Here is a 26,374-nt window from a genome sequence, read left to right as displayed (position 1 = left end):
CGGCCGTCGCCCGGCTAATGGCTGACGGTCTCACGCGGCGCGGGCGTCAGCGCCGCGCCGACCCGCTCCACGAGCAGGGCCATCTCGTAGCCGACCTGACCGACGTCGCAGCTGCGGGCGGCGAGCACGGCCATCGACGAGCCGTCGCTGACGGACATCAGGAAGAGATATCCACTGTCCATCTCGATGATCGTCTGCTGGACGGCGCCGGCGTCGAACATCCGGGACGCGCCCTCGGTGAGGCTCACCACGCCGGAGGCGATGGCGGCGAGCTGGTCGGCACGGTCGGTCGGCAGGTCGCGGGACGACGCGAGCAACAGACCGTCGGCCGAGACCGCCACGACGTGGGCGATGCCGGCGACGCTGTTGGCGAAGTTGTTGAGCAGCCAGCCCATGTCATGCATGGTGGGGGGCCTGGTCACTGGTCCTTCTCCTTAGCCTGGACGGCGGCGGACTCGGCGGTGCCGTCCGTTCGCCCTCGTTGCACACCACGGTGGTACGCGGACAGCAGTCCACGAACCTCGTCGGGGCTGCGACGGTTCTGGGTTCGCGGCCCGGTCTGCACGCCGCCGGGCACGAGTTGCGCCTGCGGAACGCGCTTGGGCAGGCCCGACCGCGTGGTGCCGGCATCGACCGGTGCCGCCGCCGCCATGGCCCGCTTCCATCCGTCGTCGGCCGCCGTCTTCCACCGGTCGTCCGCGGCCGGCCGCGGCCGCGGAACCGACGATCCATTGTGCCCGGTCGCCGCGGACGACGACGAGGGTGGTGCCGCTGCGGCCGGCGGCGGCCCCGAGACCGGTGCGGGAGCGGCCGCCGGTGCGGGTGGCGAAGCAGGTGGAGGCGGCGGCGACGCGGGAGAGGAGGACGGCGCGGGAGAGGCGGCCGCGCTCGAGTTCGGCGGCGGGCGGTACCCGGCGGTCGGCATGCCCCACTCCTCGGTGGCCGCGCCGTCGTGGTTCCGGAACCAGCTCTGCTGCATCTGCACGAAGATCGGCGACTCGGACCGCTCCTCGGGCGCGGCCGGCGCCGGGGAGGCGGGCGGCGGCACCGGCGGCATCGCGGCCAGGGCGGCACCCCAGCCGCCGCTGTCCGGCTGCGGCGGCGCGGAGGCCGGCGTCATCGGGGCCGACGTCGGGGTCGGCTTCGCCGGGGCCGCGTTCGCCGGGGCCGGGTTCACCGGGGCCGAGTTCGCCGGGGCCGGCGTGAAGCCGTTCATCGTGGTGGTCTCGGCGCTGACCGGCTTGGCGACCCGGGTCGGCAGCGGCGGCCGGTTCGGCGTCGGCCCGGGATCGCTCGGAGCCGGGCGCTGCGACGGGAACTCGGGCAGCAGCGGGTGCGCGGGCCGGGGCGACTCGTTGTCCGGCCAGCGCCCGAAGGACGGCGCGGACGAGGACGGGGCGGACGAGGGCGAGGACGGGGCGGACGAGGGCGAGATGGCGGGCAGCGTCGCGGTGGCGGCCCGGCCGGCCATCGCGTCCCAGCCGCCGGCCGGGGCCGCGCCGAGCTCGGGCACCGGACCGGCGGGCAGCGCGCCGCCGCCGCGGGTCGGCAGCACCACGATGCTGGCCGGCAGGATGACCTGGGCGACGGTGCCGCCCTCGAGGTTGGCCCGCAGCTCGACCCGGATGCCGTAGCGGCTGGCGAGCCGGCTCACCACGGCCAGGCCCATCAGGCGGAACGCGGCGACGTCGACGTTCGGCGTCTCCGCGAGCCGGCGGTTGAGCGAGTCCATCTGCTCCTCGGACATGCCGAGGCCGCGGTCCTCCACCTGGATCACGACGTAGTCGCGGATGCGCCGGCCGTCGGCGACGACCGTGGTGGTGGGCGGGGAGAAGCGGGTGGCGTTGTCGAGCAGCTCGGCGACCAGGCGGACGACGTCGTTGACGGCGAGGGCCGCGATCGCGACGTCGGTGTCGACCGTGCCGAACTCGATGCGGTTGTAGAGCTCGACCTCGGACTGGCTGGCCCGCAGCGCGTCGACCAGCAGCGCGTCCTCCCGGCGCGGCGCGCTCGAGTCGGCGCCCGCCAGCACCAGCAGGTTCTCGTCGTTGCGGCGCATCCGGGTGGCCAGGTGGTCCAGCTCGAACAGCCGGGCCAGGCGCTTCGGGTCCTCCTCGGTGCGCTCGATGCTGTCCAGCTCGCCGATCATCCGGTCGACCAGGCTCTGCGAGCGGCGGGCCAGGTTGAGGAACATCGCCGAGACGCTGGTGCGCAGCGCGGCCTGCTCGGCCGCGATCCGGACCGCCTCGCGGTGCACCACGTTGAATGCCTGGGCGACCTGGCCGATCTCGTCGCGGTTGGAGAGCCGGATCGGGTCCCGGATCTGGCCGATGATGTCGTCGGCGCTGGTCTCGGCCATCGTCCGGGCGTCGCGCAGCCGGGCCACGGCGTCGGGCAGGTCCCGGTTGGCCACCGCGAGCGCGCCCTCCCGGAGCCGGCGCAGCGAGAGGTTGAGCGAGCGGGCCAGGATCACGGCCAGCGCGACGGCGACGATGAGCACGAGCAGGACGAGGGCGGCTTCGAGGGCCGCCTGGCGTACGACCGAGTCGCTCTCGTCCGACGCGAGAGCGACGTTCTCGGACTCCAGCTGCTGCTCGGCCCAGCGCATGAGGTCGACGACCGCGCCGAAGGCGTTCGTCGCCTCGCCGGGCGGCATCGCCAGGCCCCGGCCGAGCCGGATCGAGACCTGGTCGGCGAGGTTGACCGCGTCACCGGTGACCACGTCGTCCACAAGCGACTGCTGGGCCGGCGTGGCGAAGGCCGCGAACGTCAGCAGGCCCTCCTGCTGGCCGGTCTGGGCCGCGATGAACGCGCTGCGCTGCTCGGCGCTCAGGTCGCCGGAGACCAGCGCCGTGTACGCGATCGCGTCCAGCTCGGCCGCACCCGCCTTGGCCTTGCTGAACCCGCTGGTGGCCCGCAGGCTGTCGCCGACCTTGTCGGCACCCGCGTACTGGCTGACCGCGTCGTCGTAGCCGAGCAGGTCGCCCAGCACCACGCCGTAGCGCGACATCGCCTCGGCCACGCCCAGGCCGTCCCGCTTGCCCACCCGGTTGCGGGTGTCCTCCAGGGTGTTCAGGTTGTCGTCGATCTGCGCGAGGTTGCTCTGCACGGTGGGCGGCGGGTCGTCGAGCGCGCGCCGGCTGGTCCGGTACGCCTGGATCTCCGCATCCGTGGCCTTGACCGCGGCCGTGTACGCGTCCGGCTTGGACCCCGGCGTCGCGAGGTACTCGGCGGCCGCCATCCGCTCGGCGTGCAGCAGCTGGGTGAGGGCGGAGACGTCGGTGCCGAGCTCGGTCAGCTTCTCGACCTGACCGGCCGCCGTGGCCTGCTGGCTGACATCGACCAGGCGGGCGGTCGCGAGCACGATCACCGCGGCGAGCGGGACGAACAGGATCAGTCCCAGCTTCGCCCGGATCCGCGCGTCACGGAGCCGCGGGAAGATGCCACGGCCCGCCACCAGGGTCGAAGATCCGGTGCTCACGACTTCTCCTCTGTGATCATCCCCGTGTTTCTTCGCCCGCCAGAGGCTGCGGCCCGGCGATTTCATCAGAGACCGTTGCCGTTTGGGAAGTCTGGGCCCGTCCGGAAACAAACTTGTTGTCCGATGAGTAACCACCCTTTCGGTTCCACTTTCGACACCGTCATCGCGTTGACGTGCACGAATGTCTTAGTGGACACAAAGCGTGACTTACCGGTTACCCGGGGGCGTCAAGATTCCAACCATTATGTGGGACAGCCATCCCGAACCGGTGCTCAGCACCGGCTTGACCAGCCGCCATCACGTTGGCAAGGTTTGGCGCGATCAGACGGACGTGTTGTCCGTAGGGGCACGTCGGCGGGCGGTCACCGTTGCCGCCGGCGTACCGCGTAACCACCCTGCGAGGAGGCACCCCCGTGAGGCTCCCCCGCCTCGCCACGGCATCCGTCGTGGCCTCGGCTCTCCTGGTCGCCGGGCTCACCGGCTGCACATCGGACGACGGAGATCCGGGTGGTGACGACGGCACGATCGTGATCGGGGCCGACCTCAACAACTCGTCCACGGTGGACCTCGCGTACGGCCGCGCCCTGCAGTTGCGGATCGACCAGGTGAACGCCTCGGGCCGGCTGGGCAAGCGCAAGCTGGCGCTGCGCGCCCAGGACAACCGTTCGGATCCGACCACCTCGCTGCGCAACATCAGCACCTTCGCCGACGATCCCTCGGTCGGCGCGCTGGTCGGCGGCTCGTGCGACTCGTGCGTGGTGGGCGCGGCCAAGACGATCAACGACAAGAAGCTGCCGACCATCGCGCTGGCCGCCTCGGACGAGATCACCCAGCCGATCGCCGACCGGCAGTACCTCTTCAAGCTCGGGCCCAACTCGGCCGACAGCGCCACCGCGATGGTCGCCGAGCTCCGCCGCCTCAAGGTGCCGAACGCGGCGGTGCTCTACTCCGACGACCTCTACGGCAAAGGCGGCAAGGCCGCTCTGACCGGCGAGCTCGGCAAGGCGAAGATCGCGCTGAAGGGCGCGACCCCGGTGAAGCCGACCGCCACCGACGTCACCCAGGCGATCGAGACGCTGACCGCGGGCGAGCCGGCCGCGCTGATCGTGCTCGCCTCGCCGGACCAGGCCGCGCTCGCCGCCACCAGCGCCAAGCGCGCCGGGTACGCCGGCAAGATCTACTTCGACGCCGCCGCTGCCAGCGACATGTTCCTGCCGCTCGCCTCGGCCGCCGCCACCAACAACACGACCATGGTGTTCACCCAGATCCTGGCGATCGACGACGTGATCGCGACGACCCCGGCCAAGGCCGCCCGCAAGCAGTGGTTCCGCGACTACATCTCGCGGTACGGCAGCTACTCGGGCGTGGCGTCGTTCGCGGCCGACGCGGTCGACCTGATCGCGGCCGCGGTGGCCCGGGTCGGCGGCGACCGCGACCAGATCCGGGCGATCCTGGAGACCTCGCAGACCGACGGCATCTCCGGCCCGATCCGCCTCACCCCGGCCAACCACTCGGGCCTCATGCCGCAGGCGCTGACGCTTCTGGTCGCCCGCGCCGGCCGCTGGCGACTGGCGTCATAAGTGATCATGCCGGTTAACCAACAGTAATCACCAGAACGATTAATCAAGAAACGGTCCCGGAGTGGCGCGGCGGGGCACGGATCCGTAACCTGCCCCGCATGGCATTCCGGACCTCGGCCAAACTGTTGGGGGTCACGCTCGGCGTCGCCGCGCTGGCCGGCGCCAGCCAGCTGGGGCTGGCCTACGGCCTCGGCATCGTGGCGCCCAACCGCGCGCTGGATATCACCATGCGTGACCACTGGACGGCGGAGCTGGCCTGGGTCGCCTGGTTCGCGATGACCTCCGCGGTGGTGGGCGGCATGGCCGGCCGGCCGCACCTGCCGAAGGGCTCGGGCGCCGGGACCCGGCTCGTCACGGCGACCGCCGCCGGCCTCGGCGCCGCGGTGGTGGTTCCGCTGACCATGCAGCCGGCCCGGGGCGCGATCGTCGCCGGGGTGCAGCCGGTCCTGGTGATCGGCATCGGCGCCGCGCTGGGTGCGGCGGCCGGCATCTTCGCGGCGTACGCGGCGCTGAGCCGTCAGGTGGCGCGCTGGAGCCTCACCGCGGTGGGCGTCGCGATCTGGGCGCTCGCGGTGCTGTCGGTGGCGCCTTCGATGGCGCCGGGCAAGACCCTTCCCTGGGTACGCCTCGGCGTGCTCGACGCGGGATTCCTCTCCTCCTCGGTGACCCAGCGGACGGCCCTGTTCACGATGCCGGCCCTGGCCCTGGTCAGCGGGGTCGCCATCGGGTTCGCGGCACGCCGCCGGGGCATGTCCACGCTGACGATCGCCCTCGCCGGCCTCGCCGGTCCGGCCCTGCTCACCACGGCCTATCTGATCGCCGGCCCGGGCTCGGGCCCCGGCCGGTTCCAGGCGGTGCCCTACTGGGCGGCGATGACCGCGGCCGGCGCCGGCGTGCTCGGCTCGGTGCTGGCGGCCGTGCTGCGCACGGGCCCGTCGACCGGCCCGTCATCCGGCTCGTCTTCCGGCTCGTCGACCGGCCCGGGCAGCGCGCCCGGCGCCGAGCCGACCCCGCACCGGCCGCCGCTGCCCAAGCGCGACGCCCGGCCGGCCTCGGCCATCGCCCAGGCCGCGTCCGCCGCCGCCCAGCGGCCCGAGGAGCAGTTGCGCCCCTCCGACACCGGGGTCTTCTCGATGCCGGACGCACCCTCGTTCGACGGCTTCACGCCGCCCCAGCAGCAGCAACACCAGCCGACGGCGACCGCCACGGCCCAGGTTCCGGGGCAGCCCCAGCGCGGGCGCGGCCGGCGCGGCAACCAGGCCGACGAGGTCACCGAGTGGGTCAGCGGGCTGGGTAACGGATAGACGAATACCGATGGAATGACCGGTCGGGGATGTACCCAGCGGTCATAATTTCGCCGACGATCGTTCCATGAACGCCGACCGGAAACCCCGTACCCGCATCGGCCGGTTCCTCGCCGGCCTCGCCCTCACCCTCGGCCTGGCCGGCACCGGCCTGGTGGCGCCGGCCGTGGTGGCGCCCACCCACACCGCCGCCGCCCAGGCCACGGTCCACTCCTCCTGCACGATCTCGCGCTGCTCGGCCGCCCGCACCGCGCGCAGCGGCTGGAGCTCGCTCGGCTGGCCGCTGAGCTCGGGCTGGTACTCCTGGCCGTACGGCCAGTACAACTACACCGGCGGCACCTTCCAGAACCGGGAGGGCGAGCTGCCGTCGGGGGCCAGCTACAACGAGTACGACGTGTACCCGCGGGCGCGTGGCGCGGCCCGGGACGCGTACCGGATCGTGGTGAACCGGTCGACCAAGGAGACCTGGTTCACCCCCGACCACTACGTCACGTTCTACAAGCTCTGAGCCGGCGTCACCTCGACGTAGACCTTGCCGCCGGCGGCGCGGAACTCCTCCGACTTCTCGCGGAGACCCTGCTCGCGGAGCTGATGCGAGATCCGCATCGAGCAGAACTTCGGCCCGCACATCGAGCAGAAGTGCGCGGTCTTCGCGGGCGCCGCCGGCAACGTCTCGTCGTGGTACGCCCGAGCCGTCTCCGGATCGAGGGCCAGCTCGAACTGGTCCTCCCAGCGGAACTCGAACCGCGCCTTGGACAGGGCGTCGTCCCACTCCTGGGCGCCCCGATGACCCTTCGCCAGGTCGGCCGCGTGCGCCGCGATCTTGTACGCGATCATGCCGGCCTTGACGTCGTCGCGGTCCGGCAGGCCGAGGTGCTCCTTGGGCGTCACGTAACAGAGCATCGCCGTACCGAACATGCCGATCATCGCGGCCCCGATCGCCGAGGTGATGTGGTCGTAGGCGGGCGCGATGTCGGTGGTGAGCGGCCCGAGCGTGTAGAACGGCGCCCCGCCGCACAGCTCGACCTGCCGGTCGACGTTCTCCTTGATCTTGTGCATCGGCACGTGGCCGGGCCCCTCGACCATCACCTGCACATCGTGCTCCCAGGCCAGGTGGGTCAGCTCCCCCAGCGTCCGCAGCTCGGCGAACTGGGCCTCGTCGTTGGCGTCGGCGATCGACCCCGGCCGCAGGCCGTCGCCGAGCGAGAAGGTGATGTCGTACTCGGCGAAGATCCGGCAGAGCTCCTCGAAGTGCGTGTAGAGGAAGTTCTCCTCGTGATGCGCCAGGCACCAGGCCGCCATGATCGAGCCGCCGCGGGAGACGATCCCGGTGACCCGCTCGGCGGCCAGCGGCACGTACGGCAGCAGCACCCCGGCATGGATGGTCATGTAGTCGACCCCCTGCTCGGCCTGCTCGAGGATGGTGTCGCGGAGCAGTTCCCAGGAGAGCTTGAGCGGATCGCCGTTGACCTTCTCCAGCGCCTGGTAGATCGGCACGGTCCCGATCGGCACCGGCGCGTTCCGGATGATCGCCTCCCGGGTCTCGTGGATGCGCGGCCCGGTCGACAGGTCCATCACCGTGTCGGCGCCCCACCGGGTCGCCCAGGTCATCTTGTCCACCTCCTCGGCGATCGACGAGGTCACCGCCGAGGTGCCGATGTTGGCGTTGACCTTCACCAGGAACCGCGACCCGATCACCATCGGCTCGCTCTCCGGGTGGTTGCGGTTGGCCGGCAGCACGGCCCGGCCGGCCGCGATCTCGTCCCGCACGACCGCCGCGTCGACCCCTTCCCGGATCGCCACGAACTCCATCTCCGGGGTGATCGTCCCGGCCCGGGCGTGCGCGAGCTGGGTGCCGCGCGTGGTCCACCCCGAACGCAGCGGCGGCAGCCCGATCTCCGGGTCGCTCCCCGGCCCGGATGTGTCGTAGAGCCGAACGGGCGCGTTGCCGTCGCTCAGCTCGACCTCGTTGAAGGGGACGCGAACATCCGGCCGCGAGCCCTCGACGTACACCTTCCGCCTCATCTTTTCCTCCCCAAATCGGTGCATAATGGACGGTCGGAGGCAGCAAGAATCCCCGACACCGGGCCCGAACGACAATCAGGCGAAGTGGTTCAGCGGTCCGGGCCCGGCGCCCAGCCGCCATTCACGACCACCTCGCAGCGCGGCCGTCACGTATCTCTTGGCCGCGCTCACCGCCGTCGGCACGTCGTCGCCGAACGCCAGCCGCGTCGCGAGCGCCGACGAGAACGTGCATCCCGAACCGTGGTTGTTGCGCGTGGCGACCGCTTCGCCGCGCAGAATCGTGGTCTCGCCGCCGTGCCGCAGCACGTCGACGGCGAGCTCGCTGCCGGTCACCACCACCGCGCGGGGTCCGGCCTCGGCGAGCCGGACGGCCGCCGAGATCATTTCCTCGGCCGTCTCGACCGGGCTCCGGGTGAGGGCGGCGGCTTCCTGCCGGTTCGGCGTCAGGATGCAGCCGTACGCGAGGAGCGGCCCCACCTGCGCCGCATCCGCGAGCTTCGCCCCCGAGGTCGCCACCAGCACGGGATCGACCACCAGGTTCGGCAGCCGCTCCCCCAGTCCCAGGATCAGCTCGGCCACCTTCCGGTCGCCGATCATGCCCACCTTGACCGCCGCCACCGGGAAGTCGCCCAGCACCGCCTCGAGCTGCGCTTCCACCATCTCGATCGGAATGGGGTGGATACCGGTGACACCGAGCGTGTTCTGCGCGGTGATCGCCGTGACGACCGAGACGCCATATCCGCCCAGCGCCGCGATCGTCTTGAGATCCGCTTGAATCCCGGCGCCGCCGCCCGAGTCAGACCCGGCAATGGTCAGCACCACCGGCGGAGTCATCGCGGATCGTTCCATTCCGCAACGCCGGCGGCGACCGCGGCGGCCGTCGGTCGCCGGTCGCGTGCAGCCCTTGCCACCCGCGCGGCGCCGAACGCGGCGGCCAACTCGCGCGCGACCCGCTCCGGATCGTCGGCCCGCATCAGCGCTCCCATCACCGCGATGCCGTGGGCGCCGGCCGCCGCGCACGCCGCGGCCCGAGACGGCGAGTCGATGCCGCCGAGCGCGAGCCACGGCACCTCGCCCGCGAGCGCCGCGGCGTCGGGCAGTGGCAGGGCCGGGCCGTAGCCGGGCTTGCTGAGCGTCGGGAACACGGGCGACAGCGTCACGTAGTCCTCGACCCTCGGGTCCGCCGAAACCCCACCCCGTTCACTGGGTGGGGCGACCTTAGCGCCCGGGTACGACGAATTCCGCGCCGTCGTCCACAGGCCGATGGTCAGTCGGGGGGCGGCGTGGCAGGAACGGCCGATCAGCGCGACATCGGCCGCGGGCAGCGGATCCGCCTCGGCCAAGTGGACCGCGTCGGCGCCGAGCGGGTCGGGCCCGGCGACGATCAGGCGGCCCGGCGGCAGCAGGTCGCGCAGTCGCAGCGCCAGGGTGCGTCTCTCGGCGTACGGGAGATCGCGCTCCCGGAGGATGACCCACGCGACGCCGCCGCGGACCGCCCGCTCGACCACCCGGATGAGCGAGCCGGAGGCGAGCCGCCGATCGGTGAGCAGCACCAGACCGCTCGGCGTCACCACCGCGCGATCCCCTCGTCCGATGTGGAGGCCACCGCGTGGAAGCGACGCGGGATCCGGCCCGACGTGTACGCCAGCCGCCCCGCCACCACCGCATGCCGCATCGCCGCCGCCATCCCCGCCGGATCCTCGGCCCGGGTGATCGCGCTCGCGATGAGCACCGCGTCGCAGCCCAGCTCCATCGCCAGCGCCGCGTCCGACGCGGTACCGATGCCGGCGTCGAGCACCACCGGCACGTCGACCGACTGGCGGATCAGCCGGATGTGATGCGGGTTGGAGATGCCCAGGCCGGAGCCGATCGGCGAACCGGCCGGCATCACCGCCACGCAGCCCACGTCGGCCAGCCGGCGGGCCAGGATCGGATCGTCGCTGGTGTAGGGCAGCACCCGGAACCCGTCCGAGACCAGCGTCTCGGCCGCCCTCAGCAGCTCCACCCCGTCCGGCAGCAGGGTCCGCTCGTCGCCGATCACCTCGAGCTTGACCAGGTCGGTCTCGAAGGCGTCGCGAGCCAGGTGGGCCGTCTTGATCGCGTCGCCGGCGGTGTAGCAGCCGGCCGTGTTCGGCAGCACCTGCACGCCGAGCCGGTCGAGCATCGGCAGCAAACCCGGCCCGGCCGCATCGACTCGCCGCAGCGCCACCGTGACCAGCTCGGTTCCCGAGGCCGTGATCGCCTCCTCCAGCTCGGCCAGGCTGTTCGCGCCGCCGGTGCCGAGGATCAGGCGGGACTCCCCGAAGAGCATCTCAGCCTCCCTGTGCCGCGGTGAGCACCTCGACCGCGTCGCCGTCGGCCAGGACGCTCGTCGCCCAGGTCGATCGGGGCACGACCGTCCCGTTGACCGCCACCGCCACCCCGCGCCGGGCCTCGGTTAGCCGCTCGACCAGGGTCGCCACCGAGAGGGCGTCCCCGCTCTCGACGTGCTCCCGCCCGTTGACCGTCAGCCGCATCAGAACCTCCCCGGCGCGAAGTGGGCCAGCAGCGGATCCGGCTCGTCGCCCACCACCAGCCCGGCGATCAGATCGGCGGTGATCGGCGCCAGCAGCACCCCGTTCCGGAAGTGCCCGGCCGCCACGATCACCCGGTCGTCGCCGTCGAGCCGTCCGAGCAGCGGCGCGTTGTCCGGCGTACCCGGCCGATGGCCCACCGTCGTCTCGGCCAGCTCGAGCTCGGCCAGCGCCGGCACCAGGTCGATCGCGGCCCGCAGCAGGTCGTGCACGCCGCCGGCGGTGACCAGCGAGTCGGTCCGCTCCTCCTGGGTCGCGCCGACCACCACCTCACCGTCGGCCCGCGGTACGACGTAGACGTGCCGGCCGTCGACGGTCGCGTCGAGCACGTGCCGCAACAGGCCCGGCTCCCCGCGCAGCCGCAGCACCTGCCCCTTGACCGGCCGCACCGGCAGCCCGGTCAGTCCCGCCGTCCCGCAACCGGCCGCCACCACCACCGTCCCGGCGTCCACCTCGGACAGCGACTCGACCCGCTTGGCGACGATCCGCCCGGCCAGCCGGTCGCGCAGGACCGCCACCAGCCGGCGGGGATCGACCTGCCACTCGTTCGCCGAGTAGACGCCGGCCCGCACCCGCGGCGACAGGGCCGGCTCGCGTTCGCGCAGCTCGGAGGGGCGCAGCCGGGCGAGCCGGTGCCGGGTCCAGACGCGGTCGGCGGCGGCCAGGTCGTCGGCGGTCATCGCGAGGCTGAGCGTCCCGGTCACGTCGAAGCCGATCTCGACGCCGAGCTCGCGGGCAAACGCCGGCCAGCGCTCGCCGGCGGCCGCCATCAGCCGGGCGAGCGCCTCCTGCTCGTGGGCCGACTCCCCGCTCGGCGCCAGCATCCCGGCGGCGACGTGCCAGGCGCCGAGCCGGCCGTCGTCGAAAACGGTGACGTCCACGCCGCGCTCGAGAAGCCGCCACCCGACAGCGAGTCCGATGATCCCGCCACCGACGATCGCCACGCTCATCGCGCACCCCGTTCGCCCGCGCCCGTGCCGGCAGCACCCGAGACGCCCACGCCGGCCACGCCGGCCGCGGCGCCCACGCCGGCCGCGTCAGCCGCGCCGGCCGCGTCAGCGCCCGGCGCCGCGCCCGATTTATCCGGCAAATCCCGCGGGCGCTGATCGAGCGCGCGCAGGAACGCCGCCGTAGCGCCGGCCGGATCGGCGACGACGGCCGAGACCACCGCCACCCCGTGCCCCGGCAGCTCGGCCACCCGCGACGCCGTGATGCCGGCGATCGCGATCACCGGCGTCCCCGGCACCGCCTCGACCACCGCCCGCACCCCCGCCACCCCGATCGGCGGCGGCAGACCGTCCTTCGTGGACGTCGCGTAGGCCGGCCCGACCCCGAGATACGTAGCCCCATCGGCCACCGCGGCCCGCGCCTCGACCGGGTTCCGGCACGTGGCGCCGACCACCGCCGCCGGCCCCAGCACCCGCCGCACCGCCGCCACCGGCAGATCCTCGGCGCCCACGTGCACGCCGTCCGCCCCGGCCGCGAGCGCCACGCCCACGCGATCATCAACCAGGCACATCGCGCCGGCCTCGCGGCACAGCGAAAGGGCGGCCACCGTCAGCTCGTAGGCCAACCGGTCCGAGGACTTCACGCGTACCTGAATGGCGACCGGCCCGTGCCCGACGGCACCGCGCACGACATCGAGCGAGTCGGTGACGATATGCAAACGAGGAAACAACGAACGCTCCTCCCTGCGCCGGCATGATCCGGATCAGGTTCGACGGTCGGGGGCCGCGTCAGCCCCCCTCTCAGCCCGGTGCACCGGACTCCCGTGGGGTTGTGTCTTGCCTCGGACCATAACCGGCCCGAGGCAAGAAAACTAGCGAACGTCCCAGACCGGCTCCGGCGTCTCGATGACCTCGCCGTCGCCCTGGAACAGCACGAAGCGGTCGAAGGAGCGGGTGAACCACCGGTCGTGAGTGACCGCTATCACGGTCCCCTCGAACTGCTTCAGACCCTCCTCCAGCGCCTCGGCCGACGCCAGGTCCAGGTTGTCGGTCGGCTCGTCGAGCAGCAGCACGGTCGCACCCGACAGCTCCAGCATCAGCACCAGGAACCGGGCCTGCTGACCACCCGAGAGCGTGCCGAACTTCTGGTCGCCCTGACCGGCCAGCTCGTACCGGTTGAGCGCCTTCATCGCGCCGGCCCGGTCCATTCCCGACCGATGATCGTCGCCGCGCCAGAGGATCTCGACCAGGGTGCGGTCGAGCAGCTCGGGACGGTCGTGGGTCTGCGAGAAATGGCCGGGACGGACGCGAGCGCCGAGCCGGGCCACACCCTCATGGGCCACGTACGCCAGAGGCGCGCCGTCGACCGGCTTGTTCTCCGCCTCGGGGTCGGTGCCGCCGGCCGCCAGCAGCCGCAGGAAGTGCGACTTGCCGGTGCCGTTGGCCCCGAGGACGGCGACCCGGTCCCCGTACCAGATCTCGAGGTCGAAGGGGAACGTCAGGTTCTCCAGCTCGAGCTGCTCGCAGATCACCGCCCGCTTGCCGGTGCGTCCGCCGCGCAGGTTCATCCGCAGCGACTGCTCCTTGGGCGGCAGCGGCGGCGGCCCGGCCTCCTCGAACTTGCGGAGCCGGGTCTGCGCCGACTGATACCGAGAGGCCATGTCGGAGTTGTAGGCGGCTTTCTGCTTGTACATCAGCATCAGCTCGCGCAGCTTCTGGTGCTCCTCGTCCCAGCGCTTGCGGTTCTCCTCGAGCTTCTCGTGCCGGTGCTCGCGGGCCTCGTGCCAGGACGCGAAGCCGCCCGGATGGGTCCACGCGCTGCCGCCCTCGACCGCCACCACCCGGCCGGCGGTCTGCGCCAGCAGCTCGCGATCGTGCGAGACGTAGAGCACCGATTTCGGCGACTCGCGCAGCCGGGCCTCGAGCCAGCGCTTGCCCGGCACGTCCAGGAAGTTGTCCGGCTCGTCGAGCAGCAGTACCTCGTCGCGGCCGCGCAGCAGCAGGTCGAGCGCGAACCGCTTCTGCTGGCCACCGGAGAGCGTGCGCACCGGGCGGTGCCGGACCTCCTCCCACGGCTTGCCGAGGATGGCGACCGCGACGGTGTCGAAGAGGACCTCGGCGTCATAGCCGCCGACCTCACCCCAATGCGCGAGAGCGTTCGCGTACGCCAACTGGCTGCGCTCGGACTCGTCGAGGCTCGCGGTGGCCGTGGCCAGGCGCTCACCGGCGGCGCCGAGCGCGGGCTCGACGAGCGAAAGGGCGAGGTCCTCGAGCGTACGGTCATCGCCGATCATGCCGATGAACTGGCGCATGACCCCGAGGCCGCCGGACCGCGCGATGGTGCCGGCCTGCACCGGCAGATCGCCCGCGACCAGGCGCAGCAGCGTGGTCTTGCCGGCGCCGTTCGGCCCGACCAGCGCGACCTTGGCGCCCTCACCGACCCGGAACGACACGTCGGCGAACAGCTCCCGGCCGTCGGGCAGCACGAAACCGGCTCCGGCGACATCCACGTACCCCATGGGCCCGCATTCTTCCCGCTGCGGGCCGCGCGGTCAGCCGGTTTTCCGGCTGACCCGTAGCACCCGGAAGCCCTTCTGGCTGGCCACCCGGTCGACCTGCCAGCCGAGCCCGGTGAGCCACGCGTGCAGCGAGTCGCCACCGAGATGCCGGTTGATCACCAGCCAGGCCACGCCGCCGGTCGCCAGCCGCGGCAGCCAGCGCTCCATCAGCGCGTGCAGCTCGGCCTTGCCGACGTGGGTGGGCGGGTTGCTCCAGATCTCGTCGAAGACCACCTCGGACGGCACTTCGTCGGGCCCGGCCACCCGGACGTTGCCGAGCCCGGCCGTGTTCTCCGCGGCCAGCTCGCGGGCCCGGGAGTTGACGTCGACGGCCCAGACGGTCGCCTCCGGCGCCTCACTCGCCAGCACCGCGGCGATCGGCCCGTAACCGCACCCGAGGTCGAGGAAGACCCCGGTGGCGGCGGTGGTCGGCAGGTCACCCTTGCGCAGCAGCACGGCCGTGCCGGGGTCCAGCCGCCCGGCCGAGAACACGCCCGACGCCACGGCCATCCGGTAGCTCCGGCCGGCGGCGGTGAACTCGATTTCGCCGCGCTGGGCGGGCGTCGTGGGCTCGGCGCTGAAGTAATGCTCGGCGGTCACCCCGCCAGTCTGCCGCCGCCACGAACGACGATGCCCGGCGGGGGTGCCGCACAGTCTGTGCGCTCATCGATCACCGTGCGCTCCTAGCGTGAAATGCATGCTGTACGGGACCCCTCCCCGCCGCGAGCATCGCGCCGCACCCGACGGCGGCCTCGCCCTGTTCGTGCGCGGGTTCGCCCCGACCGGGCAGCACCGGTCCGCGTCCCGCCGGCGTGCGTACCGCGAGCCCCAGCGGACCGCCCAGATCCTGGTACGCGGGCTGGCCGGGGTCATCATGCTGGGCCTGATCGGCACCGTCGCGTTCTTCGTCGTGGCCGGCGAGCGGAGCGACGCGCCGGCCCGGGTCGAGACGAACGCCTTCGAGGCCGGCCCGCTCGCGTCCCGCGGCGCCGACCCCGAGCCACTCTCGGTCGAGGAGGTCTTTCCCGACCGGTCCGCGGTGCGACCGCCGGCCGCCGCGCCCTACCGGATCACGATCACCCACCTCGACACCGACTGCCGTACGGCGACGACCGGCGAGCTGGGCTCTCTGCTCGCCGCCCACGGGTGCGGCCAGGTCGTACGCGCCGGGATGGTCGCGCCGTACGGCGGCTACCAGGTGACCGCGGGCCTGTTCAACCTGGCCGACGCCGCCGGGGCCGCCGACGTGGAGGATCGGCTGCGCAACCTGGTGGAGACCGGCGACGGCGGCTTCGCGACCCTGCCCGCCGCCCGGACCGATCCGGACGCGCCGCCGGCCAACCAGGTCGGCTGGCGGGCCCGGGGCCACTACCTGCTCTACTGCGTGATCACCCGGCCCGACGGGGCGCTGGTCAGCAGCGACGACCCGATCGCCGAGCGGATAACCGGCGACCTGGTGGACACCTACCTGGGCACCACGGTGCTGGCCCGGCGCGAGACGGCTCCCTAGGCGCGCATCCGCCGGGTGGCTTCGGCGCGGGCGGCGTACATGGTCTCGTCCGGATAGCCGACGGCGACCAGGGTCAGGCCGTGAGCCGGGGCCACCGTCACCTCGCTCGAGCGCTCCCGTAAGGAGAGCAGCGTGCCCGGCCAGTTGATGTCGCGCCGCCCGTCGCCGACCGTGAGCATGGCCCCGACCAGGCTGCGCACCATCGACTGGCAGAACGCGTCGGCCTGCACGGTCGCCACGCACACGCCGTCGGGGTCCCGGCGCCAGTCCAGCCGGTCGATCGCCCGGACCGTGGTGGCGTGCTCCTTGCGCTTGCAGTAGGCGGCGTAGTCGTGCTCGCCCACCAGACCGGCGGCGGCCGCGTTGAGCCGGGCCAGGTCGAGCGGCCGCACCCAGCCGAGGGTGTCGTGGCGGCGCAGCGGCTCGGGGCCCCACGGCGTGTCCACGACCCGGTACTCGTAACGCCGGAAGGTGGCGGAGAAACGCGCGTCGAAGGTGGCGGGGACGGGCGTGATCGCGCGTACGCGTGCATCGGCCGGCATGAGCGCCGCCAGCCGGCGCAGGAGTGACCCCTCGAGCTCGGCCCACGCGTCGGCCGGAAGGTCGACGTGGCAGACCTGACCGGTCGCGTGCACCCCGGCGTCGGTGCGACCGGCCACCGTCAGTCCCAGGGCCGCCTCCGGCCCGACCAGACGCTCGAACGCGGCCACCAGCACGCCGGCCACCGTCCGCCGCCCCGGTTGCGCGGCCCAGCCCGAGAAGTCGGCGCCGTCGTACGACACGTCCAGTCGTAAGCGGATCGAGTCCATCGTGTCCCCTGCCGACAGAGAGATGGCCCGGCACCCTGAGGATGCCGGGCCATTCCGCGTAATCGCTACGCCTTGGTGTCTTCGCCCTCGGCCTGGTCGCCGGGACCCTCGGCGCCCTTGTCACCGGAAGCGTTCACCGGCGGCTCGGCGTCCTGGTCCTCGACCGTGTCCCCGGTCGTGGCGGCGGCCGGCGCCTCGTCCTCGCGGGCGAGAGCCTCCACCTTGTCCTGCTGCGCGGCGGCCTTCTTGGCCGCCTTCTTCGCCGGGGCCGCAGTGGTCGCCGCGACCTGCAGCTCCTCGACCAGCTCGATGACGGCCATCGGAGCGGCGTCACCCTTGCGCGGGCCGGTCTTGGTGATGCGGGTGTAGCCACCCGAACGGTTGCCGTACCGCGGAGCGATCTGCTCGAACAGGGCGTACACGACGTCCTTGTCCCGCACGACGGTCAGCACCCGGCGACGAGCGTGCAGGTCGCCGCGCTTGGCCTTCGTGATGAGCTGCTCAGCCAGCGGGCGCAGCCGCTTGGCCTTCGTCTCGGTGGTCTTGATCTTCCCGTGCCGGAAGAGCTCCGTGGCCAGGTTGGCCAGGATCAGCTTCTCGTGCGCCGGGCTGCCGCCGAGGCGGGGACCCTTGGTGGGCGTGGGCATTTCCAATGCTCCTTGGTTATACGGCGGCCGGGCTTAGAGCTGCTCGGTCTCGCGGTAGTCGTCGGTGTCGTAGTCCACGTCGCCGAACGAGTCCACGACGTGCGCGGGGTCGAAGGACGGCGCGCTGTCCTTGAGGCCCAGGCCCATTCCGGCGAGCTTCATCTTGACCTCGTCGATCGACTTCTGACCGAAATTCCTTATATCCAGAAGATCGGCTTCCGTACGCCCGATCAGCTCACCCACGCTGTTGATGCCCTCGCGCTTGAGGCAGTTGTACGACCGGACGGTGAGGTCCAGCTCCTCGATCGGCAGGGCCAGGTCGGCAGCGAGCTGCGCGTCCTGCGGCGACGGGCCGATGTCGATGCCCTCGGCGGTCTCGTCCAGCTCGCGGCAGAGGCCGAACAGCTCGACGAGGGTCGAGCCGGCCGACGCCAGCGCGGTGCGGGGCGAGATGGACGCCTTCGACTCGACGTCGATGATCAGGCGGTCGAAGTCGGTGCGCTGCTCGACACGGGTCGCCTCGACGCGGTAGGTCACCTTCATCACCGGCGAGTAGATCGAGTCGACCGGGATGCGGCCGATCTCGGCGCCGGTGCTCTTGTTCTGCGCCGCCGTGACGTAGCCACGGCCCCGCTCGACGGTGAGCTCCATGTCGAGCCGGCCCTTGCTGTTGAGCGTGGCCAGCTTCAGGTCGGGGTTGTGCACGGAGACGCCGGCCGGGGGCTGGATGTCACCGGCGGTGACGTCGCCCGGGCCCTGCTTGCGCAGGTACATGCTGACCGGCTCGTCGTGCTCGGAGCTGACCGTGAGCTCCTTGACGTTCATGACCAGCTCGACCACGTCCTCCTTGACACCGGGGATCGTGGTGAACTCGTGCAGGACGCCGTCGATCTTGATGCTGGTGACCGCCGCGCCCGGGATGGAGGACAGCAGGGTCCGGCGGAGCGAGTTGCCGAGGGTGTAGCCGAAGCCCGGCTCGAGGGGCTCGATGGTGAACCGGGAGCGGGTCTCGCTGAGCGACTCCTCCGAGAGGGTCGGCCGCTGGCTGATGAGCACGCGTTTCTTCTTTCTGTCAGGCCACCCGCTATTTGATGGCCGTCTGAATTCTTTTTGGGATGCCGGCCGCGACGGCCGGCATCCCAAGAGCCTTACTTGGAGTAAAGCTCGACGATCAGCTGCTCCTGGACCTGCGTGTCGATGACGGCGCGGGCCGGGAGCGAGTGCACGAGGATCTTCATCTCGCTCGGGATCGGCTCGAGCCACGCCGGCACCGGCCGGGAACCGGCCTGCGCCTGGGCGATGACGAACGGGGTCATCTCCTTCGACTTCTCCCGGGTCGTCACGATGTCGTGCTCCTTGACCCGGTACGAGGGGATGTCCACCTTCACGCCGTTGACCAGGAAGTGGCCGTGCTTGACCAGCTGCCGGGCCATGTCCCGGGACTGCGCGAGGCCGGCCCGGTAGACGACGTTGTCGAGACGGGACTCGAGGATCTGCAGCAGCACCTCACCGGTCTTGCCGGGCTTGGTGACAGCCTCCTCGTAGTAACCGCGGAACTGCTTCTCGAGCACGCCGTAGACGCGGCGGGCCTTCTGCTTCTCGCGGTGCTGGAGCAGGTACTCGGTCTCCTTGGTCCGGCCACGGCCGTGCTGGCCGGGCGGGAAGGGACGCGACTCGAACGGGCACTTCGGCCCATCGCACTTGCTGCCCTTGAGGAACAGCTTCATCTTCTCGCGGCGGCAGCGCTTGCAGTCCGCACCTGTGTAACGAGCCATTGTTCCTAGATCTCCCTCAGACCCGACGACGCTTCGGCGGACGGCAACCGTTGTGCGGCTGGGGCGTGACGTCGGCGATCTGGCCGACCTCGAGGCCCGCGGCCTGCAGCGAACGGATCGCGGTCTCCCGGCCGGAGCCGGGGCCCTTGACGAACACGTCGACCTTGCGCATGCCGTGCTCCATCGCCCGGCGAGCGGCGGCCTCGGCGGCCAGCTGCGCGGCGAACGGGGTCGACTTGCGGGAGCCCTTGAAGCCCACCTGGCCCGAGGAGGCCCAGGAAATGACCGCACCGGTCGGGTCGGTGATCGACACGATGGTGTTGTTGAAGGTGCTCTTGATGTGCGCCTGCCCGTGGGCGACGTTCTTGCGTTCCTTGCGCCGGACCTTCTTGACTGCGGCCCCAGCGCGTGCCTTCGGTGGCATAAGTCAGTGCGCTCCTATTACTTCCGACCGGGCTTCTTCTTACCGGCGACCGTGCGCTTCGGACCCTTGCGGGTACGAGCGTTGGTACGGGTCCGCTGGCCCCGCACGGGGAGGCCCCGGCGGTGGCGGATGCCGGCGTAGCAGCCGATCTCGACCTTGCGGCGGATGTCCGCGGCGACCTCGCGGCGAAGGTCACCCTCAACCTTGAAATTGGCCTCGATGTAGTCGCGGAGCTGGACCAGCTCCTCGTCCGTGAGGTCCTTGGCGCGCTTGTTCAGGTCAATCGTGGTAGCGGTCAGTGCCTCGACGGCACGGGTGCGACCGATCCCGTAGATGTAGGTGAGCGCGATCTCCATCCGCTTCTCGCGGGGAAGATCGACTCCAACGAGTCGAGCCATAAGTGGGCGTACTCCTCGATTTCATTCGGAGGTCTGTGCCCCTCCCAACCCCGTCTGCCCGGACGGGCCCCGGCCTCCGAGCCGGGGGTGTGGCCGCCTTGCGAGGCGACTGGGACGAGCTTGTTCGTGGTGCCGGATCTGGCAGCTTGCGGGACTCAGCCCTGGCGCTGCTTGTGACGCGCGTCGGTCTTGCAGATGACCATGACGCGGCCGTGCCGCCGGATGACCCGGCAGTTGTTGCAGATCCGCTTGACGCTCGGCTTGACCTTCACGGTTTGCCTTAACTCTCTCAACGGACGGGACTGCCCCGCCCCGGCTACTTGTAGCGGTAGACGATGCGTCCCCGGGTCAGGTCGTACGGCGAGAGCTCGACGACGACTCGGTCCTCGGGAAGGATGCGGATGTAGTGCTGCCGCATCTTGCCGGAGATGTGGGCGAGCACCTTGTGACCATTGGCGAGCTCCACGCGGAACATGGCGTTCGGCAGGGGCTCGATCACTCGGCCCTCGATCTCGATGGCTCCGTCTTTCTTAGGCATGTCCTCCGCTACCTGACACTGGGGTTCGGGGCTAGCATGCAACGTCATACCTTCGTCGTCGCCGACGAAGACCAGCCGCGGCACCCGCCGCCCTCGAAGCGCTGAGGACATGCGGGAGTGGACGCTGCGCGCCAGCTAGCCAGTGTACGCGCGCCGGTTCAGCCCGCCAAACCGAGGTCGCCCTGACCCGGGGTCGGGTGTGTCGACGGCCCTAAATCCGGACATATCATGCGTCCGCGGCCGGTTTGTGGGGCTTCGGCGGCAGATCACCCCGCGCCATCGCCCGCGCGATGAACGCCTTGCGCTCCTGCTTGCTCGGGTTGAGCGGCAGCTCGCCGGTCGCGATCGCCTGCCGGTAGAGCATCTTGCGCTCGTGCCGGTGCTCCCGCAGCCGGCGGCGGTGCTCAATCTCGGCCGCCCGCATCCGCGGCTCGCCCTTCACCAGCCCGGCCGCGGTGCGCATCGCCAGCAGCACGGCCCACGGCCCGATCACCCAGACCGGCCAGTAGTAGTCGGGCCGCCCCTCGGAGATCCAGCCGAGCGCCCAGATCAGGCTGAGGAAGCCGGCGACCGAGGCCCACGAGCCCCAGAGGTGCCGGATCCAGGCCTGGGTCTGTCCGTCGGCGGCGTCGATCCGCACCGGTGGCGGCGCGGGCGGCGGGGCGGGTACGACCGGTGCGGCGTTCGGCAGATCGGTCAGCAGGCGATCCAGATCACCGTACGTCTTCGCCGCGTACGCGTCCTTCAGGCGCTCGTCGTACTCGCTCAGGTCGAGCCGGCCCTCCTCGAGGGCCTCGCGCAGCTGCTCGGCGACCCGCTGACGGTCGGCGTCCGCGGCCCGCATCTGTTCCCGGCCCATGTCCTCCACCATCACCGTCCCCGTTCCGGTCGTCGGTCAGCGGCGCCTGCGGTCGCGGCGGCCGCCGTCGCCGAACCACTGCCCGAACACGCCGAAGATCAGCGGGATCAACATCCACACCGGCCAGAAGTACGTGAGATGGCCGGCGCTGGCGCTCGTGATGGCCCAGATGACCGTGCAGACGAGGATCACGCCGGCGTAGGGACCGACCCAGTGGGCGATCTGACGGCCGGCGGGGTGCCCGGGGTGGGCGGGTGCACCGGGCGGCGGCGCGGACGCGGCAGGCTGGATCTGAGAGTGCTGGACGGGCACGGTGCCCGGCAGGTCGTCGAGCAGGCCGTCGAGGTCGGCGTAGGTCTTGGCCGCGTACGTCCGCTGGATCCGCTCGTCGTACTCACTGAGGTCGAGGCGTCCCTCGTCCAGTGCGGTCTTCAGCTGTTCGGCGACCACCTTGCGATCACTGTCGCCGGCCCGCATGTCCTCCCGTCCCATGCGTCAAACTATGACGCACAAGCACCACGACCGGTAGGTCAGCCCTGGCGGGCAGTGACGAGATCCCCCAGCCGTCCCCGGCCCCCGTCCGGTGCGGTGGTGACCCAGACACCGTCCTCGAGCAGGCACATCGTGTGCTCGACGTGGGCGGCCCGGGAGCCGTCCCGGGTGACCACGGTCCAGCCGTCCTCGAGCTCGGCCGTGCGCGGCGAGCCCATCGTGATCATCGGCTCGATCGCGAGGCACATGCCCGGCACCAGGCGCGGGCCCTTGCCCGGCTTGCCGTGGTTGAGCACGTGCGGGTCCTGGTGCATCTCGGTGCCGATGCCGTGCCCGCCGTAACCGTCGACGATCCCGTACCGCCCGGCCTTGCGGACCGTCTTCTCGACGTTGAAGGAGATGTCGGTGAGCCGGCCCCGCCCGTTGGCCGCACCGCGAGCGGCCGCCGCGATACCGGCCCACATCGCGTCCTCGGCGACCTCGGCCATCTTCAGCAGCGCCGGGTCGGTGTCGCCGACGCCCACGGTGATCGCCGAGTCGCCGTGCCAGCCGTCGAGGATCGCGCCGCAGTCCAGCGACAGCAAGTCGCCCTCGACCAGCACCTGCTCGGCCCGCGGGATGCCGTGCACCACCTGCTCGTTCACCGACGCGCAGATCGACGCCGGGAAGCCGTGGTAGCCCTTGAACGACGGAATCGCGCCGGCGTCGCGGATGACCTTCTCGGCGATCGCGTCGAGGTCGGCGGTGGAGACGCCGGGCGCGACCGCGTCCCGCATCGCCTCCAGCGCGGCGGCGACCACGAGGCCGGCGCCGCGCATCAGCTCGATCTGCTCGGGGGTCTTCAGCTGGATGTCCAGCTGCGGGCGGCGCATGTCAGCCCCCGTACGACCGCAGGGCGTCGATGGCGCGCACGGTGACGTCCTCGACCGGGCCGGTCGCGTCGATGCCCACGAGCTTGCCCTGCGCGCCGTAGAAGTCGACCAGGGGCGCGGTCTTCTCGGCGTACTCGACCAGGCGGTTGGCGATGGTCTCGGCCTTGTCGTCGTCCCGCTGGAACAGCTCCGACCCGCAGCGGTCGCAGATGTTCTCCTTGCTGGTCGGGTCGAACTCGACGTGCCAGATCTTGCCGCAGCCACGGCAGGTCCGGCGGCCCGACAGCCGCCGGATGACCTCGTCGTCGTCGACCACGAGCTCCATCACCAGGTCCAGCGCGGTGCCCAGGTCGGCCAGCAGCTTGTCCAGGGCGGACGCCTGGGGCACCGTGCGCGGGAAGCCGTCGAGCAGGAAGCCGTCGCCGGCGTCCGGCTCGGCCAGCCGGTCCCGGACCATGTTGATGGTCACTTCGTCCGGGACCAGCTGCCCGGCGTCCATGTAGCGCTTCGCCTCCACGCCCAGGGGCGTTCCCTGGGACACGTTGGCCCGGAAGATGTCTCCGGTCGAGATCTTCGGTACGGCGAGATGGGCGGCGATGAACTCAGCCTGGGTCCCCTTGCCGGCCCCCGGAGGGCCCACCAGTACCAGCCGCACCTACATCGCCTCGCTTCGGTGAGAACGAGCCCCGCAAATCGCCGACGCGTGAGCCCCCCGGCTCCGCGTCCCCACTACCGGAGGAACCCTTCGTAGTTGCGCTGCATGAGCTGGCTCTCGATCTGCTTGACCGTCTCCAGACCCACACCCACCATGATCAGCACCGCGGTACCGCCGAACGGGAAGTTCTGGTACTGCTGCTGGTTCAGCCAGATGAAGAAGAAGTTCGGCAGAACCGAGATGATGCCGAGGTAGAGCGCGCCGGCCAAGGTGATCCGGCTGAGGATGAAGTCCAGGTAGTCGGCCGTCGGCTTGCCCGGACGGATGCCCGGGACGAAACCACCGTACTTCTTCATGTTGTCCGCGACCTCGGTCGGGTTGAACGTGATCGAGACGTAGAAGTACGTGAAGAAGATGATCAGGAGGAAGTAGACGCCGATGTAGAGCGAGCTCGTCGGGTCGGCGAGCCACTTCTGGATCCAGATCTGGTAGCCCTTGAGGTTGTTCTTGTCGAAGAACTGCAGGTACAGCTGCGGGAGGTAGAGCAGGGAGGACGCGAAGATCACCGGGACGACACCGGCCTGGTTGACCTTCAGCGGGATGTAGGTGGAGGTGCCGCCGTACATCCGCCGGCCGATCATGCGCTTGGCGTACTGCACGGGGATCCGGCGCTGCGCCTGCTCGATGAAGACGACCAGGCCGATGATGACCAGGACCAGGCCGATGACGAGCAGGAACTTGCCGACGCCGCTCGACTCCTTGATCGTCCAGCCCTCGCCGGGGAGGCGGGCCGCGATCGAGGTGAAGATGAGGACGGACATGCCGTTGCCGACGCCCCGGTCGGTGATGAGCTCGCCGAGCCACATCACGACGCCGGTGCCGGCGGTCATCGTCAGAACGAGCATGCTGAGCGTGAGCCACATGGGCAGCCCGGTGTTCTCCGGGATGATCTGCATCTTGGGGTCGCTCTGGTCGCAGGCGTTGCCGAACAGCTGACCGGTCCGCGCGAGCGCGACGAACGCCGAGGACTGGAGCACCGCCAGGCCGAGCGTCAGGTACCGGGTGTACTGCGTGATCTTCGCCTGGCCGGACTGGCCCTCCTTGCGGAGCTGCTCGAGGCGGGGGATCACGACGGTCAGCAGCTGCAGGATGATCGACGCGGTGATGTACGGCATGATGCCGAGCGCGAAGACCGACAGGTGCAGCAGCGCGCCGCCGGAGAACAGGTTCAGCAGGTTCAGCACGCCGCCACCGGCGTTGGCATCGTTCACAGCCTTGAGACACGTCTGCACGTTGGTGTACGAGACACCGGGACTGGGCATGGTGGCACCCAGCCGGTACAGCGCGATGATCGCGATTGTGAACAACAGTTTCTTGCGCAGGTCAGGCGTCCGGAACGCACTGGTAAAGGCGGAGAGCAACTTCTTCCTCCTGCGCGAGGTGCCGCCGTGTCCGGCGGGTGGGGGACGGCATCGGTCCGGACGACCGATATCCCTAGCTGGGAACGGACTCTAACAGTCTTGGAGCTGAGCGGTGAGTCACGGTACGGCTCACCGCGCGTAGGCGTCGGACAGCTCGGAGAATTGGCTGGTCAGACGCCACAAAGGGGATGCTGCCCGGGCGACGCGTTTTCTTCGGCGCCCGGGCGAGCACCCCCACAGCCTCACAGCTCGGTGGCGGAACCACCGGCGGCTGCGATCTTCTCCTTGGCCGACTCGCTGAAGGCGTGCGCCGAGATGGTCAGCGACACGCCGCCCAGCTCGCCGGAGCCGAGCACCTTGACCGGCTGGCCCTTGCGGACGGCGCCGGCATCCACCAGCTCCGCCGGGCCGACCTCGCCGCCGTTGGGGAACAGCTCGGCGAGCCGGTCCAGGTTGACGACCTGGAAGACGACCTTGTTGCGGGGCTTGTTCTTCAGCCCCTTGACCTTCGGCAGCCGCATGTGGATGGGCATCTGCCCACCCTCGAACGCCGCGCTGACGTTCTTGCGGGCGCCGGTGCCCTTGGTACCGCGACCGGCGGTCTTGCCCTTCGAGCCCTCACCGCGACCCACACGGGTCTTCGCGGTCTTGGCTCCGGGCGCCGGACGGAGGTGGTGGACCTTGATCGCCATTACTCGACCTCCTCAACGCTCACGAGGTGGTTCACGGCGAAGATCATGCCCCGGATCTCGGGACGGTCCTCCTTGACCACCACATCGTTGATCCGCTTCAGCCCGAGCGACCGCAGGGAGTCCCGCTGGTTCTGCTTGCGGCCGATCTCGGACCGGATCTGGGTGACCTTCAAGCGTGCCATCAGTGCACCGCCGCTTCCGCACGCGCCGCCAGCATGGCCGCCGGCGCCACGTCCTCGACCGGCAGGCCACGGCGAGCCGCGACCTTCTCCGGCGACTCGAGGCCCTTCAGCGCGGCCACCGTCGCGTGCACGATGTTGATCGGGTTCGACGAGCCGAGGCTCTTCGAGAGCACGTCGTGGATGCCGGCGCACTCGAGCACGGCACGCACCGGGCCACCGGCGATGACGCCGGTACCGGCGGACGCCGGCTTGAGGAGCACGACACCAGCCGCGGCCTCACCGGTGATCGGGTGCGGGATCGTGGCGCCGATCCGCGGCACCTTGAAGAAGTGCTTCTTGGCCTCCTCGACGCCCTTGGCGATGGCCGCGGGCACCTCCTTGGCCTTTCCGTAGCCGATGCCGACGGTGCCGTCGCCGTCGCCCACGATCACCAGAGCGGTGAAGCTGAAGCGACGACCGCCCTTGACGACCTTGGCGACACGGTTGATCGCGACGACCCGCTCGAGATGCGGGGTCTTCTCGACGGGCGCGTTGCCGCGGCCGCCCTCACGGCGGTTGTCCCGGCGGTTGCCACCCTCGGTGTTACCGCCGGACCCGCCGCCTCGGCGCTGCTGACCAGGCATTGGTCAATT

The 26,374-nt window shown here is 71.2% G+C and carries 30 protein-coding genes, 1 pseudogene and 1 riboswitch; of the genes and pseudogenes, 4 read left to right on the top strand and 27 right to left on the bottom strand.

Translation table 11 applies throughout. The features are described 5' to 3' along the window. Window positions 1-14 precede the first annotated feature (14 nt). Window positions 15-422 (bottom strand): roadblock/LC7 domain-containing protein, encoded by a 408-nt coding sequence (locus ACQP2F_RS03940; protein WP_433300684.1) that lies wholly within the window; start codon window positions 420-422, stop codon window positions 15-17. Next, window positions 419-3,481 (bottom strand): sensor histidine kinase, encoded by a 3,063-nt coding sequence (locus ACQP2F_RS03935; RefSeq protein ID WP_433300682.1) that lies wholly within the window; start codon window positions 3,479-3,481, stop codon window positions 419-421. Before ACQP2F_RS03935 ends, ACQP2F_RS03940 begins: the two co-directional genes overlap by 4 nt. 413 nt (window positions 3,482-3,894) lie before the next feature. Between ACQP2F_RS03935 and ACQP2F_RS03930 the strand changes: the two genes are divergently transcribed. The 3 genes from ACQP2F_RS03930 to ACQP2F_RS03920 all read left to right on the top strand — a co-directional run bounded on the left by ACQP2F_RS03930 (window position 3,895) and on the right by ACQP2F_RS03920 (window position 6,873). After that, window positions 3,895-5,061, top strand: coding sequence for an ABC transporter substrate-binding protein (locus tag ACQP2F_RS03930; protein ID WP_433300681.1), 1,167 nt, complete (start codon window positions 3,895-3,897; stop codon window positions 5,059-5,061). 98 nt (window positions 5,062-5,159) lie between these two features. Further along, entirely contained in the window at window positions 5,160-6,365 is a 1,206-nt protein-coding gene (locus ACQP2F_RS03925; protein ID WP_433300680.1) for a hypothetical protein, read from the top strand. Between the two features lie 67 nt (window positions 6,366-6,432). After that, window positions 6,433-6,873 (top strand): ribonuclease domain-containing protein, encoded by a 441-nt coding sequence (locus ACQP2F_RS03920; RefSeq protein WP_433300679.1) that lies wholly within the window; start codon window positions 6,433-6,435, stop codon window positions 6,871-6,873. Here the strand turns inward: ACQP2F_RS03920 and thiC are convergent. The 9 genes and pseudogenes from thiC to ACQP2F_RS03875 all read right to left on the bottom strand — a co-directional run bounded on the left by thiC (window position 6,861) and on the right by ACQP2F_RS03875 (window position 15,068). Further along, on the bottom strand, window positions 6,861-8,390 hold the full coding sequence (gene thiC, locus ACQP2F_RS03915; RefSeq protein ID WP_433300678.1) for a phosphomethylpyrimidine synthase ThiC: 1,530 nt from the start codon (window positions 8,388-8,390) through the stop codon (window positions 6,861-6,863). The genes ACQP2F_RS03920 and thiC overlap by 13 nt on opposite strands. Window positions 8,391-8,465: 75 nt before the next feature. Then, window positions 8,466-9,224 (bottom strand): bifunctional hydroxymethylpyrimidine kinase/phosphomethylpyrimidine kinase, encoded by a 759-nt coding sequence (thiD, locus tag ACQP2F_RS03910; RefSeq protein WP_433300676.1) that lies wholly within the window; start codon window positions 9,222-9,224, stop codon window positions 8,466-8,468. Then, window positions 9,221-9,964 (bottom strand): thiamine phosphate synthase, encoded by a 744-nt coding sequence (locus ACQP2F_RS03905; protein WP_433300674.1) that lies wholly within the window; start codon window positions 9,962-9,964, stop codon window positions 9,221-9,223. Before ACQP2F_RS03905 ends, thiD begins: the two co-directional genes overlap by 4 nt. Then, on the bottom strand, window positions 9,958-10,701 hold the full coding sequence (locus ACQP2F_RS03900) for a thiazole synthase (protein ID WP_433300672.1): 744 nt from the start codon (window positions 10,699-10,701) through the stop codon (window positions 9,958-9,960). The genes ACQP2F_RS03905 and ACQP2F_RS03900 overlap by 7 nt, the downstream gene beginning before the upstream one ends. A 1-nt stretch (window position 10,702) precedes the next feature. Beyond that, on the bottom strand, window positions 10,703-10,906 hold the full coding sequence (gene thiS, locus ACQP2F_RS03895; RefSeq protein WP_433300670.1) for a sulfur carrier protein ThiS: 204 nt from the start codon (window positions 10,904-10,906) through the stop codon (window positions 10,703-10,705). Next, window positions 10,906-11,913: a glycine oxidase ThiO gene (thiO, locus tag ACQP2F_RS03890; protein WP_433300668.1), complete on the bottom strand. Its 1,008-nt coding sequence runs from the start codon at window positions 11,911-11,913 to the stop codon at window positions 10,906-10,908. The genes thiS and thiO overlap by 1 nt, the downstream gene beginning before the upstream one ends. Before the next feature lie 158 nt (window positions 11,914-12,071). Next, window positions 12,072-12,641, bottom strand: a pseudogene (locus ACQP2F_RS03885) (thiamine phosphate synthase); the annotation flags it as partial. Further along, a riboswitch (TPP riboswitch) is annotated at window positions 12,635-12,746 on the bottom strand. It overlaps the preceding pseudogene by 7 nt. A 36-nt stretch (window positions 12,747-12,782) precedes the next feature. Continuing rightward, on the bottom strand, window positions 12,783-14,429 hold the full coding sequence (locus ACQP2F_RS03880) for an ABC-F family ATP-binding cassette domain-containing protein (RefSeq protein WP_433300667.1): 1,647 nt from the start codon (window positions 14,427-14,429) through the stop codon (window positions 12,783-12,785). A 33-nt stretch (window positions 14,430-14,462) separates the two neighbouring features. After that, entirely contained in the window at window positions 14,463-15,068 is a 606-nt protein-coding gene (locus ACQP2F_RS03875; RefSeq protein ID WP_433300665.1) for a class I SAM-dependent methyltransferase, read from the bottom strand. 97 nt (window positions 15,069-15,165) lie between these two features. On the opposite strand from ACQP2F_RS03875, the gene ACQP2F_RS03870 reads away from it, so the two are divergent. Then, window positions 15,166-15,978, top strand: a complete 813-nt coding sequence (locus tag ACQP2F_RS03870) for a hypothetical protein (RefSeq protein ID WP_433300663.1) — start codon at window positions 15,166-15,168, stop codon at window positions 15,976-15,978. Here ACQP2F_RS03870 and truA read toward each other — a convergent pair. The 16 genes from truA to rpsE all read right to left on the bottom strand — a co-directional run bounded on the left by truA (window position 15,975) and on the right by rpsE (window position 26,365). Then, complete coding sequence (gene truA / locus ACQP2F_RS03865; protein WP_433300662.1) at window positions 15,975-16,787, bottom strand: tRNA pseudouridine(38-40) synthase TruA; 813 nt, start codon at window positions 16,785-16,787, stop codon at window positions 15,975-15,977. The genes ACQP2F_RS03870 and truA overlap by 4 nt on opposite strands. 65 nt (window positions 16,788-16,852) lie before the next feature. Next, window positions 16,853-17,434 carry a 50S ribosomal protein L17 gene (gene rplQ / locus ACQP2F_RS03860; protein ID WP_433300660.1) on the bottom strand — a complete coding sequence of 194 codons (582 nt, stop codon included), beginning with the start codon at window positions 17,432-17,434 and terminating at the stop codon, window positions 16,853-16,855. A 33-nt stretch (window positions 17,435-17,467) separates the two neighbouring features. Beyond that, complete coding sequence (locus tag ACQP2F_RS03855) at window positions 17,468-18,490, bottom strand: DNA-directed RNA polymerase subunit alpha (RefSeq protein WP_433300658.1); 1,023 nt, start codon at window positions 18,488-18,490, stop codon at window positions 17,468-17,470. A 92-nt stretch (window positions 18,491-18,582) separates the two neighbouring features. After that, window positions 18,583-19,209 carry a 30S ribosomal protein S4 gene (gene rpsD, locus ACQP2F_RS03850; RefSeq protein WP_433300657.1) on the bottom strand — a complete coding sequence of 209 codons (627 nt, stop codon included), beginning with the start codon at window positions 19,207-19,209 and terminating at the stop codon, window positions 18,583-18,585. 16 nt (window positions 19,210-19,225) lie between these two features. Continuing rightward, entirely contained in the window at window positions 19,226-19,633 is a 408-nt protein-coding gene (rpsK, locus tag ACQP2F_RS03845) for a 30S ribosomal protein S11 (protein ID WP_020513613.1), read from the bottom strand. A gap of 17 nt (window positions 19,634-19,650) precedes the next feature. Further along, window positions 19,651-20,031, bottom strand: coding sequence for a 30S ribosomal protein S13 (rpsM, locus tag ACQP2F_RS03840; protein WP_433300655.1), 381 nt, complete (start codon window positions 20,029-20,031; stop codon window positions 19,651-19,653). Window positions 20,032-20,186: 155 nt separating this feature from the next. Next, window positions 20,187-20,303 (bottom strand): 50S ribosomal protein L36, encoded by a 117-nt coding sequence (gene rpmJ, locus ACQP2F_RS03835; protein WP_015619018.1) that lies wholly within the window; start codon window positions 20,301-20,303, stop codon window positions 20,187-20,189. A 44-nt stretch (window positions 20,304-20,347) separates the two neighbouring features. After that, window positions 20,348-20,569: a translation initiation factor IF-1 gene (infA, locus tag ACQP2F_RS03830; protein ID WP_007073013.1), complete on the bottom strand. Its 222-nt coding sequence runs from the start codon at window positions 20,567-20,569 to the stop codon at window positions 20,348-20,350. Between the two features lie 226 nt (window positions 20,570-20,795). Continuing rightward, a complete protein-coding gene (locus tag ACQP2F_RS03825; RefSeq protein WP_433307332.1) occupies window positions 20,796-21,413 on the bottom strand; it encodes a DUF1707 SHOCT-like domain-containing protein in 618 nt (205 codons plus the stop codon). A 51-nt stretch (window positions 21,414-21,464) separates the two neighbouring features. Further along, window positions 21,465-21,920 carry a DUF1707 SHOCT-like domain-containing protein gene (locus tag ACQP2F_RS03820; protein ID WP_433300653.1) on the bottom strand — a complete coding sequence of 152 codons (456 nt, stop codon included), beginning with the start codon at window positions 21,918-21,920 and terminating at the stop codon, window positions 21,465-21,467. 38 nt (window positions 21,921-21,958) lie between these two features. Continuing rightward, window positions 21,959-22,792 (bottom strand): type I methionyl aminopeptidase, encoded by an 834-nt coding sequence (gene map, locus ACQP2F_RS03815; RefSeq protein ID WP_433300651.1) that lies wholly within the window; start codon window positions 22,790-22,792, stop codon window positions 21,959-21,961. A 1-nt stretch (window position 22,793) separates the two neighbouring features. Then, window positions 22,794-23,447, bottom strand: a complete 654-nt coding sequence (locus tag ACQP2F_RS03810; RefSeq protein WP_030436520.1) for an adenylate kinase — start codon at window positions 23,445-23,447, stop codon at window positions 22,794-22,796. Between the two features lie 74 nt (window positions 23,448-23,521). Further along, window positions 23,522-24,868, bottom strand: a complete 1,347-nt coding sequence (gene secY / locus ACQP2F_RS03805) for a preprotein translocase subunit SecY (protein ID WP_433300649.1) — start codon at window positions 24,866-24,868, stop codon at window positions 23,522-23,524. Window positions 24,869-25,110: 242 nt separating this feature from the next. Beyond that, on the bottom strand, window positions 25,111-25,560 hold the full coding sequence (gene rplO / locus ACQP2F_RS03800; protein WP_433300647.1) for a 50S ribosomal protein L15: 450 nt from the start codon (window positions 25,558-25,560) through the stop codon (window positions 25,111-25,113). Then, window positions 25,560-25,742, bottom strand: a complete 183-nt coding sequence (gene rpmD / locus ACQP2F_RS03795; protein WP_026206137.1) for a 50S ribosomal protein L30 — start codon at window positions 25,740-25,742, stop codon at window positions 25,560-25,562. The genes rplO and rpmD overlap by 1 nt, the downstream gene beginning before the upstream one ends. Further along, a complete protein-coding gene (gene rpsE, locus ACQP2F_RS03790; RefSeq protein ID WP_020513602.1) occupies window positions 25,742-26,365 on the bottom strand; it encodes a 30S ribosomal protein S5 in 624 nt (207 codons plus the stop codon). The genes rpmD and rpsE overlap by 1 nt, the downstream gene beginning before the upstream one ends. Window positions 26,366-26,374 lie beyond the last annotated feature (9 nt).

Origin of the sequence: Actinoplanes sp. CA-030573 (assembly GCF_050951115.1) — a bacterium.
Classification (GTDB): Bacteria; Actinomycetota; Actinomycetes; order Mycobacteriales; family Micromonosporaceae; genus Actinoplanes.
Note: the sequence above shows the minus strand (reverse complement) of the source record. Positions and strands in the feature narration are given on the sequence as shown.